The 11,062-nt window shown below is 32.4% G+C and carries 13 protein-coding genes; 8 read left to right on the forward strand and 5 right to left on the reverse strand.

The window, feature by feature from the left end:
- Both ACKI3Q_RS02555 and ACKI3Q_RS02560 read right to left on the reverse strand, forming a co-directional pair.
- On the reverse strand, positions 1-1,126 hold a 1,126-nt coding region (locus ACKI3Q_RS02555; RefSeq protein WP_407413963.1), incomplete at its 3' end, for a vWA domain-containing protein.
- Position 1,127: 1 nt separating this feature from the next.
- A complete protein-coding gene (locus ACKI3Q_RS02560; RefSeq protein ID WP_407413965.1) occupies positions 1,128-1,985 on the reverse strand; it encodes an AAA family ATPase in 858 nt (285 codons plus the stop codon).
- 123 nt (positions 1,986-2,108) lie between these two features.
- Between ACKI3Q_RS02560 and ACKI3Q_RS02565 the strand changes: the two genes are divergently transcribed.
- Positions 2,109-2,504 (forward strand): hypothetical protein, encoded by a 396-nt coding sequence (locus ACKI3Q_RS02565; protein WP_407413967.1) that lies wholly within the window; start codon positions 2,109-2,111, stop codon positions 2,502-2,504.
- Positions 2,505-2,509: 5 nt separating this feature from the next.
- Here ACKI3Q_RS02565 and ACKI3Q_RS02570 read toward each other — a convergent pair whose 3' ends face one another.
- On the reverse strand, positions 2,510-4,111 hold the full coding sequence (locus tag ACKI3Q_RS02570; RefSeq protein ID WP_407413969.1) for a dihydropteroate synthase-like protein: 1,602 nt from the start codon (positions 4,109-4,111) through the stop codon (positions 2,510-2,512).
- 267 nt (positions 4,112-4,378) lie between these two features.
- On the opposite strand from ACKI3Q_RS02570, the gene ACKI3Q_RS02575 reads away from it, so the two are divergent.
- The 7 genes from ACKI3Q_RS02575 to ACKI3Q_RS02605 all read left to right on the forward strand — a co-directional run bounded on the left by ACKI3Q_RS02575 (position 4,379) and on the right by ACKI3Q_RS02605 (position 8,841).
- Positions 4,379-4,900: a pyruvate ferredoxin oxidoreductase subunit gamma gene (locus ACKI3Q_RS02575; protein ID WP_407413971.1), complete on the forward strand. Its 522-nt coding sequence runs from the start codon at positions 4,379-4,381 to the stop codon at positions 4,898-4,900.
- A gap of 10 nt (positions 4,901-4,910) precedes the next feature.
- Positions 4,911-5,153, forward strand: a complete 243-nt coding sequence (gene porD, locus ACKI3Q_RS02580) for a pyruvate synthase subunit PorD (RefSeq protein WP_407413973.1) — start codon at positions 4,911-4,913, stop codon at positions 5,151-5,153.
- Positions 5,154-5,167: 14 nt separating this feature from the next.
- Positions 5,168-6,313, forward strand: coding sequence for a pyruvate synthase subunit PorA (gene porA / locus ACKI3Q_RS02585; RefSeq protein WP_407413975.1), 1,146 nt, complete (start codon positions 5,168-5,170; stop codon positions 6,311-6,313).
- Between the two features lie 2 nt (positions 6,314-6,315).
- Positions 6,316-7,185: a pyruvate synthase subunit PorB gene (gene porB, locus ACKI3Q_RS02590; RefSeq protein WP_296795281.1), complete on the forward strand. Its 870-nt coding sequence runs from the start codon at positions 6,316-6,318 to the stop codon at positions 7,183-7,185.
- Between the two features lie 10 nt (positions 7,186-7,195).
- Positions 7,196-7,696: a 4Fe-4S dicluster domain-containing protein gene (locus ACKI3Q_RS02595; protein ID WP_407413977.1), complete on the forward strand. Its 501-nt coding sequence runs from the start codon at positions 7,196-7,198 to the stop codon at positions 7,694-7,696.
- 10 nt (positions 7,697-7,706) lie between these two features.
- Positions 7,707-7,934, forward strand: coding sequence for a 4Fe-4S binding protein (locus ACKI3Q_RS02600; protein WP_407413979.1), 228 nt, complete (start codon positions 7,707-7,709; stop codon positions 7,932-7,934).
- A gap of 64 nt (positions 7,935-7,998) precedes the next feature.
- Positions 7,999-8,841 carry a fumarate hydratase gene (locus ACKI3Q_RS02605; RefSeq protein WP_407413981.1) on the forward strand — a complete coding sequence of 281 codons (843 nt, stop codon included), beginning with the start codon at positions 7,999-8,001 and terminating at the stop codon, positions 8,839-8,841.
- Positions 8,842-9,059: 218 nt separating this feature from the next.
- On the opposite strand, the gene ACKI3Q_RS02610 is transcribed toward ACKI3Q_RS02605, so the two are convergent.
- Together ACKI3Q_RS02610 and ACKI3Q_RS02615 are read right to left on the reverse strand one after the other, a co-directional pair.
- Positions 9,060-9,950, reverse strand: coding sequence for a PhoU domain-containing protein (locus ACKI3Q_RS02610; protein ID WP_407413983.1), 891 nt, complete (start codon positions 9,948-9,950; stop codon positions 9,060-9,062).
- A 5-nt stretch (positions 9,951-9,955) separates the two neighbouring features.
- Positions 9,956-10,786 carry a hypothetical protein gene (locus ACKI3Q_RS02615; protein WP_407413985.1) on the reverse strand — a complete coding sequence of 277 codons (831 nt, stop codon included), beginning with the start codon at positions 10,784-10,786 and terminating at the stop codon, positions 9,956-9,958.
- Positions 10,787-11,062: the final 276 nt, after the last annotated feature.

Below are 11,062 nucleotides of genomic sequence, written 5' to 3' on the forward strand. Positions count from 1 at the left end.
TAAGGGTATTAACTTCAAATACATGTGCTCCAGCATCTTCATAGAGTGAAACACAACTATCAACTATATCCCATTTATTTCTATCTTCAGGATTTAGTATAACAACTTTTTTAGAGTCACGAACCATCTCTTCCACCAGATGTACACTGGCAGGTATTCCATTTTGTTTAGGGCCTGCCCAATCCCTGCAATCTGACAATATAATAACATAAGACTTATTGTTTAAATTTGCCTTTTCCTGAAATGCCTTGAATGCAGAATACATGTCTGATGTTCCATGAACCATCATATTCTTCACTCTTAAATCTTTAACCTTTACAAATGAATCTATAAGGTATTCCTCTTTCAAAGCATCAGTCGTTTCTATAACTTTATTATCAAATTCAAAAGTTCTGGAATGTTTGAATGCAGTTTGTGCAGAAAACATTAACATGAAAAACCAGCTGCTGATCCATTCACATGATCCGCTGATATCATTCAAGAAAAGATGCTCGTTTTTATGTGGCCTTGGTTTAGCCTTAACAAGCTCGATTGGTACGCCACCATATTTCAGATTGGCACGAATAGTTCTGCGCATATCTATTTTATGTGAAGATGATTGGATTTTACGTCTTGAACGTTTGTTGGCTATTCTTCTACCTAATCTTTGACAGATTTCAAGCATTCTTGGGTCAAATCTATTGAGTTTGGTTAAATCCTTGTTCATCAGTTCCCCATCGCGTTCAAGTTCTTTTACTTCATCCAGTAATGGCTGGCCTGACAACATTTTTAACTTTTCATTGTTCATTTTTTCTTTCTGAACCTTCTTATAAGCACTATTCTGCTTTTTAATAACATATTTATTGGATTTTGGCCCTGTGCCTCTGTATGCCTTACCTCTTTCCAGCATCTCATCTGCTTCAGACTTTACCTTTTCTTTTTTGAAAATCTCTTCAAAAATCTTGTTGAATTTAGGAATATCATATTTATCCTTAACATAAATTGCCCGTAAGGCAGTTCTAAGCAAATCCCTATCGGTTTCACCAAGTTCAAGATAAACCTCACTTGCTGAAAAAGTACTTCTAATGCTGACTGGCAGGCCTGCTTCTCTCAATTGATTAGATAAATTAACTATTTTATTTACCATTTTAATATTTCCTGTCTAGGACATCTTTAATGACACGTTTTTTATCACTTTCAGTTTTAATGGCTACACCAACACTCTCTTTCATAGCTTCTGTTGTATTTCGACTATTTAAACTTGAAACTGATTTTACCCAATCCACAGTTCCTCTGACAGAAGGCTTCTTAAGTAAATTAAGATTTCTAATCTCATGAACAATTTTAACAACTTTTGAAACTGTTTCGTCATCAGCCTCTGGAAGTTTGGATTTGACGATTTCAGTTTCCCTTTCAACACTAGGATAAGGAATATATAGGAACAAACATCTGTCTTTTGTTTCATCCAATAGTGATCTTTGTGAGTTTGATGTTAAAATAACAATTAAATCATTTTGTAATTGAAATGTGCCTAAATCATTGATAGTAATTTCCTGTTCACCCAATGCCTGGAGCAGAAAGCTTTCAACTTCTTCATCAGCTTTATCGATTTCATCAATAAGCAAAACTGAATCCTTTTCATTTAGAAAAGCATTTAAAAGTGACCTTCTTATAAAATATTCCTCTTCGAATATGGTATCTTCTTTAGCTTCAGTATTTTTTGCGGCCTCCAAGTGCAACAATTGTTTTTGATAGTTCCATTCACCAACAATCTGTTCAAAAGTAATTCCTTCATAACATTGAATTCTAAAGAAATCCCTATCAAAAGTTTTTGCAACAACTTTTGCAAGTTCTGTTTTACCAACACCCGGAGGACCTTCAATTAACATAGGCTTAGCTAATAAAAAAGATAAAAACAAAGTAGTTGATATTTCTTTATTAGAAACATATTGCTCTTCCAAAAGAGCCTTATCAATATCTTTAATACTTAATTCTTCACTTTGCAAATTTAAACACCAATCAAATTTTACTTAATTAAATTATATAATAAATCTAATTTAAATGTTATGAAAAAAGTTAAATACATTAATGAATATAAAATAGTAATAATATATAAATGGAGGGTGAGAATGAAGTTTGATAATATTGTTATTTTGATTATTGTTGTAGCACTAATTCTATTAACAATGGGTGCTTTTGTTTATACCAGCAACACCAACAGTACAACAAATAATATTACTGATGTAAATCATACTGGAAATCACTCAGGAAATAATTCTGATAACAATCCGTTTTCATTTTTAAATGGAAACAGTAACAGTAATACCCAAAGTTCCAGTAGTAGTTCAAGTTCATCTTCCAGTAGTGGAAGCTCATCCGGTGGCTCATCATCCGGCGGTGGCAGTAGTGATTCTGGCGGCTCATCATCCGGCGGCAGTGATTCCGGCGGCAGTGATTCCGGTGGTGGCAGCACACCTACACCTACTCCTGAACCTTCACGCGACTGGGATATTATAGATGGCTAAAAAAATTAATTTTTAAATTGGTCAGGGTTTTTGAATAATTCAAAATCCTGAACATAATCTTTACCCGTAATCATTGCAATTTCAGCTTTTTGAAGTTCACTTCCAAGATATGCAGCATGTTCCATACGGGTAACAAGATCTTTTTTTATTATTTCTTCATATACTTGTTTTGCAGTTTTTCCAACAATTACTAAATCTGCAGTATTTTTCTTAAAATGAGTTGCAATAATTCTGCTTTCGCTTACAGTAGTTCCATAATCTACATTAATTCTAAAACTGCCTGCTTTATCTCGGATAAATCTCAAAGGCTCGGATAATTTAGCATGTGGAATCCCATCCAATTCATTTTCAATAACATCATTTCTCTTATGCTTATCCTTAAATGCAACAAGATTAATTCCCAAATCTTTTGGTATGGATTTTCTATGCTTTGCAAGAAACATCATTTTGGATGCAGTCGAAAGCTCATAAACGCTGCCCCTAGTTTTTCCACTTTCTTCTGGAGTAAATAATATGCTTACACCTAGTTCCATACCTATTCCTGCCAATAATACGTTTGCTCCACCAGAATCGGCATCCATTAATTCAATTACATTACCTACACCGAAAAACATTGGTGCTTTGTTATCTTCATGAAAATCCCTAAATGCAATAATTGAATCAACAATACTTGCACTGTTAACGGGATCCAATATCAAATCAGCAACATACTTCAAGCCATCAGTGTCTTCAATTAACTGATTCATGAATTCAACCCTTTCTTCAGGAGTCTTTGGTGTAATTCCTTCACTAAAATTAGTTGGAAGAAATACAGCAGGAATTCCCTTTTCCTTTAATAAAGGAGCTACTTTGGATTGATTACCCAAATCCACACTTAAAACAAAATCTATTCCATTTTCGGCAGCTACTATAATTTCATCAGCATTTAATGTGTCTATACTTAACGGTCTGTCACCTACAATGGGCCTTAATGTATTAATTAATTCCGGAATCTTTTCTGAAAAGTCTTCACCTGCGGCCATTCCAATATCAATCATGTCCGCACCACAGTCAACAAAGTATTTGCATTTATTGATTAATGCTTCTTTTGATAAAAACGGTGCATTGGCTATTTCTGCTAAAACCCTCATAGGAAAATCTTCACCAACAGGCAATTTGCCAACCATAATATTATTTGGTTTTTGAAGAAGTTTTTCAATATTTTCAGTGTCATTTTCAAAGTCTTCAATAATTTTGAATGCTTTTTTTCGTTTTTCTTCTTCAATCAATTTATCTGCAGGTTTATCTTCAGATAGTTCAATATTATCGAGCAAATTTAAAACCATAGCTAAATCTGCCCCATCAGTAGACCCCTTAAATGTTGGAATTCCAAGTTCTTTTGTTATTTCACGTGTACCTTTTTTTATTAAACCAGGAACCAAAATCAAATCAATATCATCCAATTGATCTTTAAAATAAGTTTTTACTTCTTTTATAATCATGTTTGGAGTTAAGAAAGCTGCAACTTGTGTATCAGCAATATGAACAATAACATCTTGGGATGAACCTGAAACCACATTTTTTATTAACGGATATGCCAAATTTCCTGTAATTATTAAAACTTTCATAGTAACTCCTCAAACTTATATTATAATTATTATATTATATTAAATCTTTGAAAAAACAACAAATCATTAAAGTAATTAGATAATGTTAAATCTTTTTAATAATTCTTTATTAAACTAAAAGATAACTGTTAAAAAAATAACAAGGAATACAAGCATTATTAATTAAAATTTAAACAAAAGTATTGTAAAATAAAAAATATAACATAAGATTTATATATTTTGTAATTTATAATGATTATACATGATAAATATATGGAGGAAAAATTAATGATTGAAATTCGTTTCCATGGAAGAGGTGGACAAGGTTCCGTAACCGCTGCTGAAATTTTGGCTAAAGCAGCATTCAAAGACGGTAAATATTCACAAGCTTTTCCATTTTTTGGAGTAGAACGTAGAGGGGCTCCAGTTATGGCTTTCACAAGAATTGATGACAAGCCGATAGACTTGAGATATCAGGTCTATAATCCGGACTATGTATTAGTTTTAGATGACGGATTATTGAATGTAGTAGATGTATTTTCAGGAATAAAAGACAGTACTGAAGTTATTATAAATACCGAAACCTTTGAAGGTAGTGGGGCACATGAAGTCCACAGTATTGACGCAACTGGAATTGCATTAGATATGTTAGGTCGTAACATTGTAAATACTATTATTTTAGGATTTTTCGCTAAAAAGACCCAGGCAGTAAGTATTGATTCACTTCTTGAAGTGATTGCGGAAACATTCCCAGGAAAAGTTGGAGAATTAAATGTAGAAGCTACTAAAAAAGCTTATGATATGGGATAGGGGGATTAATATGGTAAGTATAGGATGTGTAATTAAAAACCCAGGTAATAGTAGAAATAACAAAACCGGAAGCTGGAGAACTTTCAAACCAATTTTAGATAAAGAAAAATGTATTGATTGTGATAATTGTATTATCTTTTGTCCAGACGGTAGTGTGAATAAACAACATGATATAGATTACGATTTCTGTAAAGGATGTGGAATTTGTGCACACGAATGTCCTTCCGATGCAATTGAAATGGTAAAAGAATAAAAGAGAGTGATTAGATGGTAAAAGAAGTAATGACCTCAAATAAAGCAGTTGCAGAAGCTGTTAGATTAGCTAAACCACAAGTTATTCCTGTTTATCCAATTACTCCACAAACTACAATATCAGAATATTTAGCACAGTATGTTGCTGATGAAAAAATTGCTGCTAAATATGTAAAAGTAGAATCAGAACACAGTGCAATAAGTGCTGCTGTTGGAGCTAGTGGTGCTGGAGTAAGAGTATTTACAGCAACATCTTCACAAGGATTAATGTTAATGCACGAAATTTTATTTGCAGCGGCTGGTATGAGAACACCATTCGTTTTAGCTGATGCAAATAGGGCAATTTCTGCTCCATTAAATATTTGGAATGATCAACAAGACTCCATTGCTCAAAGAGATGCTGGATGGTTACAAATTTATGTTGAAAATGCTCAAGAAGCATTAGATACCACTTTAATGGCTTACAAAATTTCAGAAAATCCTGATGTATTGCTTCCATCAATGGTATGTTTAGATGGATTTATTTTAACACATACAGTTGAACCGGTAGAAATTCCAGATCAAGAAAGTGTAGATAAGTTTTTACCTCCATACGTTCCAGAACATGCATACCTTGATCCGAAAGAACCAATGTCTATTGGTAACTTTGCTGACCCAGACTATTATACTGAAGCAAGATATGCGATGCAAGTTGCAATGGATAATTCAATCGAAGTTATTCAAAAAACTTGTGATGAATTTGCAGAAATATTCGGAAGACAATATGGTCTTGTTGAACCCTACAAAACCGAAGATGCTGACATTATATTTGTTGCAATGGGATCACTTTGTAGTACAATTAGAGGAATTGTTGATCAATTAAGAGACCAAGGTGAAAAAGTAGGTTTACTTAAAATTAGAGCTTACAGACCATTCCCAGTTGAAGCAATTAACGAAGCAGTCAAAAATTGTGATAAAATAGCTGTTATTGATAAAAACTTCTCATTTGGAATTGGTGGAGCACTTTATGCTGATATGAAAGTTAAAATTGACAAAGAAATATATGGATTCGTTGCCGGTTTAGGTGGAAGAGACATAACCCCAGAATACATATTAGAAGCATATGAAAAAACAAAAGTGCCAGAAAAAGATGTAACCTGGATAGGACTTAAGGAGGAATAGATATGGTAGATATACCAGATAAAGATTTATTAGCACCAGGACACAGAGGATGTGCTGGTTGTGGAGCATCTATTGGTGTAAAATTAGCTCTTAATGCTTTAGGCGAAAATACTGTAGCTATTTCTGCTACAGGATGTCTTGAAGTTATGACTACACCATACCCAGAATCTGCATGGGAAGTTCCATTTATTCATGTAGCATTTGAAAACTCAGGTGCTGTTGCATCCGGTGTTGAAGCTGCATTAAGAATACAAGGAAAAGATGATGTAAATGTTGTTGCTTTCGGTGGTGACGGAGGAACTGTAGATATTGGTCTACAATCCCTTTCAGGAGCTATGGAAAGAGGACACAACATGCTATACATTTGTTACGATAATGAAGCATATATGAATACAGGTATTCAAAGAAGTGGAGCAACTCCTTTTGGTGCAACAACAACTACTTCACCACAAGGTAGTGCAAGTTTCGGAGAAGATAAACCTAAAAAAGATATGCCTATGATTATGGCAGCACATGGAATTCCATATGTAGCTACAGCATCAATTGCATACCCAGAAGACTTTGTAAACAAAGTTAAAAAAGCAGCTTCAATCGAAGGTCCTGCTTATATACACTTACAACAACCATGTACAACCGGTTGGGGATATCCTTCTGAAAAAACAATTGAAATGGGCAGATTAGCTGTAGAAACTGGATCTTGGATATTATATGAAATTGAAAACGGTGAATTCAGTATTACTTTTACACCTGAAGAAAGAAAACCTGTAAAAGAATACTTATCACAACAAAAAAGATTCAGACACTTGCAAGATGAACAAATCGAAAAAATACAAAAATACGTAGACGCACAATGCAGTGAATTAGGATTATAGGAGGAAAACTATGGAAAAAATTTCCGTAAATAGTAATATGTGTGATGGATGTCTCAACTGTGAAAACATGTGTGCATCTGTTCATACAGCAGCTAGAATAAAAATCATAGAACATAAATCCTCCTTCTATGGTATTGTATGTCAACATTGTGAAAGTGCACCTTGTATTAAAATCTGTCCAACCGATGCTATTTCAGACGAAAAAGTTGATACAACAAAATGTATCGGTTGTGGATTATGTGTAATGGTTTGTCCATTCGGCGCAATGACTTACACAGCAAGCATTGCTGAAAAATGTGATTTATGTGCTGACAGAGAAGAAGGCCCTGCATGTATCAAAGCATGTACTAAAAGAGCTATTTCAGTTGTTGATCCGGCTAAAATTAAAGCCAAAAATCAGCAAAAATTCTTGTCTAAACTTGCAGGAATTTACGAACCAGATCAGAAAAAAGGTGGCTTTGTCCACGTGATTACAAGTCAAGCTAGAGCTAGACTGGCCCTAGATGAATAGGAATAATTCTATGAATTGTTTAAATTGTAAAACTTGTGAAAGTGATTGTCAACTTAAAGAAGTTGACACACCTTCTTTATTTTGTATGAACTGCCAACCATCAGAAGCACCATGCCTAAAAGAATGTCCAAATAATGCTATTGAAGTATTAGGTGGAGCTATTACCATTAATGAAGAAAAATGTGATAGATGCAAACAATGTGAAGATGTTTGCCCTATTGGAGCTATTCACATTTAACTGAAATATTTATAATCCTTTAAAACAAAAAATAGTATTAACTAAATTTTACAGGGTTTTTATTTTGATTACTAAAGATACTATTAGAGATAAAGTTTATGAATTATATAAAGAGGCAGTTATTGTTCTCGGTGACGATGTAAAAAAAGCGCTTGAAGATGCACTTGAGATAGAAGAACATGATTTAGCCAGATTGAATATTGAAGCTATTTTAAAAAATATTGAAATTGCAGAGGAAAAGGGCATTCCGATGTGTCAAGATACTGGCCTTCCTGTCGTTTTTGTGAAACTAGGTAATGTTGAAGTTGAAAACTTACGCCAAGGAATAGAAGAAGGAATTAAAAAAGCAACAGAAGAAATTCCAATAAGGCCAAATATCGTAGATCCATTATCCCGTAAGAATACAAACATCAATGTTGGAGATTACATACCACCAATAGATATTGAATTAATTGATGAGGATTATCTTGAAATAACCATTTTACCTAAAGGATTTGGTTCAGAGAACAATAATGCTTTAAAAATGGCATTGCCTGCCGAAGGTATTGAAGGAATAAAAGAATTTGTAGTAGAATCAGTTCTTAAAGCTAAAGGAAAACCATGCCCTCCAACAGTAGTCGGTGTAGGTATTGGAGGAACTTCAGATTTATGTTTAAAATTAGGTAAAAAAGCATTGCTTGGAAAAGTAGGTGAAAGAAATCCTGATTCTGAAATAGCTAAATTAGAAGAGGAAATTCTAGCTGAAATTAATGCATCAGGAATAGGACCAATGGGACTTGGCGGAAAAACAACCACTTTAGATGTGAAAATATTAAAAGCACATACCCATACTGCAGGCCTTCCAATTGGAGTTTGTATCCAATGCTGGGCAGACAGGCATGCCACCGGAAGAATCTATGATAACTAGATTCTTTTAAAATTTATTTTCTAAAAATTTTTACAAAAATAATATAATTATATCACCACATGCAGATAACATAATCCAAGTAATAAATTATATAACAAACCATCAACAATTTTATGATTAATGTACAATTAAAATAAATGGTTAACAGCAACCATTATTTTTAAAACCTCTAGAATCAAGAATTTAAATGGCATAATAATTAAGAAAAATTGGAAAAATTAATTCAATCTAAAAGTACGTGGAGTAGTAGGCCTTGGAATATTATCATGAAATTCAATAGCTACATCCTTAATTTCAACAGAAATATCACCAATACGTTCAAAAGCTTTAATTACCCTAAATAAATAAATAAAGTAATTAGAACGTTCTTTTTCATCAAATGAACTTTCAGCCATTTGAGTTGCAATCAAATTAATAGATTTAGCTTGAAGAATATGTATTGATTCTTCTAATTCCATAATATCATCTTTTATATCAGTACGACCTTCCAAAAAAGCAGACATGGATAAACGAAGCATTTTTTGAGCAGTCTTATACATTTTCTTTAACTTTCTAAGAATGTCATTACCAACTTCATATACATCATTAATTACAAATTTCGCAATATGACCGCAGTAGTCTCCAATACGTTCCAAATCATATGCAACTTCATTATACAAAACAGATTTTGAAAATTCGGAATGCTGATTAATACTTACAATAGTCTCTACAGATGTTCTGATTTTTTCCACCATATTATTTGTAGCATAATCCATTTCTAAAGCATTATTGGCTTTATTCTCATCAGATTCTAAAATAGCATCAAATGACATTTCAAGCTGAGCATGAACATGTTTTGCCATGTTGAATAACATGTCATTAATCAAAACATTTCCTGAAACATTATTTGGAGTTACATATTCCCCTAATGATTCAACAATTTTTTCATAACTCTTCATGTCAATACTATAAGCTCTTTTAATAGTACCCTCTTTAATTAATGGCTGTATTAATTGAGTCACATATCTGCGTGAAATGCCAAGACGCTGAGCAATTTCATCTTGAGTAGCAGGATTTTCATACAATATTAAATCCAAAATCTCCTTTAATGTTTTGTTTTTCTTAGACATGCTATCTATCTTTTATAATCATCCAGTAAGTCATTTGATTCAAATCGTATTTGATTTGAAGATTCATTAATATGTTTTCTAAATTTTCTTTGATTAGCATTAGGACGATTGTTAATATTGCGATGTTGTTTAGGCTCATTACTATACTCCTCTACTCTTCTAGGAGCTTGCCTTTGAACATTTCGTTTTCTTTGGTTCGTATAAACATAACCTGCATCCGCATGTTGGTTTTGTTTAAAATCCCTTTCGGATTGATTTGCTAACTTTAAAATCCTAAATATAACAAATGAAATTAATAAAAATGCAATAATAGCTATAGGCAAATCGAAATGGATGAATATTCCATCATAAACATCTGTAATGGAATTTCCTAAGTCCACAAATCCACGGGCAAGAAATATCAATCCAACAATAGCTAAAATCATACCATGCTCCTTTTTAACAACATTTGGTTTTAGTACAATAGGATATGCACTAATAAATAATAATGCGAAACCTAATAATCTATATAAATTATTATCTGCCAAACCCTGAATTGTTAAAAAGAATTTATCAAAAAAGTATGGTAAAATTCCAATTTCTGCCAGCAAAGCCAAAATTAATAATAATTGAATAAAAGCTATAACTATCAATGGAATCACATATACAATATCCCATTCAAAATCCGGACTAAAAGTTGTTTTAGAAACCGGATCCTCCAATGCTTCAGAAAGCATAGTATAAAGAACGGAAAAAAGGACTGAACCAATAAGAGTACCAGCTATACCTAAAATATAGGTTAATATGGTGACTAAACCTGAAATAGCACCCACTAATATGATTTTTTTATGATTCATGATAATTACCTTTATAAAATTAATATGGTTAATAGTATAATTTTCAACCAATTTAAACTTTAAGTTCATACTATAATTTATACTTTTTGATTAACAGAACTTGAAAAAAATAATATAAAAAAATTCAAATAAAAAAAATAAAAAATTCTTCTAAAAATGAGTCTGTAAAATTTTATAGGCTTCTTTCAAATTTTATTTTTTACAGTTGAAATTTCACTTCGATGAAAATACTCTCTAATTTTTCTTTGATTCTAATTTAAATGATTAAAAAATAGT

The sequence above is a fragment of the Methanobrevibacter sp. genome (genome assembly GCF_045636185.1).
Taxonomy (GTDB): domain Archaea; phylum Methanobacteriota; class Methanobacteria; order Methanobacteriales; family Methanobacteriaceae; genus Methanocatella.

What these genes read in the sequence shown, in the direction of transcription:
- ACKI3Q_RS02565 (WP_407413967.1), top strand. Translation starts at nt 2,109, where the DNA reads ATGAAGTTTGATAATATTGTTATTTTGATTATTGTTGTAGCACTAATT.
- ACKI3Q_RS02570 (WP_407413969.1), bottom strand. Translation starts at nt 4,111, where the DNA reads ATGAAAGTTTTAATAATTACAGGAAATTTGGCATATCCGTTAATAAAA.
- ACKI3Q_RS02575 (WP_407413971.1), top strand. Translation starts at nt 4,379, where the DNA reads ATGATTGAAATTCGTTTCCATGGAAGAGGTGGACAAGGTTCCGTAACC.
- porD (WP_407413973.1), top strand. Translation starts at nt 4,911, where the DNA reads ATGGTAAGTATAGGATGTGTAATTAAAAACCCAGGTAATAGTAGAAAT.
- porA (WP_407413975.1), top strand. Translation starts at nt 5,168, where the DNA reads ATGGTAAAAGAAGTAATGACCTCAAATAAAGCAGTTGCAGAAGCTGTT.
- porB (WP_296795281.1), top strand. Translation starts at nt 6,316, where the DNA reads ATGGTAGATATACCAGATAAAGATTTATTAGCACCAGGACACAGAGGA.
- ACKI3Q_RS02595 (WP_407413977.1), top strand. Translation starts at nt 7,196, where the DNA reads ATGGAAAAAATTTCCGTAAATAGTAATATGTGTGATGGATGTCTCAAC.
- ACKI3Q_RS02600 (WP_407413979.1), top strand. Translation starts at nt 7,707, where the DNA reads ATGAATTGTTTAAATTGTAAAACTTGTGAAAGTGATTGTCAACTTAAA.
- ACKI3Q_RS02610 (WP_407413983.1), bottom strand. Translation starts at nt 9,950, where the DNA reads ATGTCTAAGAAAAACAAAACATTAAAGGAGATTTTGGATTTAATATTG.
- ACKI3Q_RS02615 (WP_407413985.1), bottom strand. Translation starts at nt 10,786, where the DNA reads ATGAATCATAAAAAAATCATATTAGTGGGTGCTATTTCAGGTTTAGTC.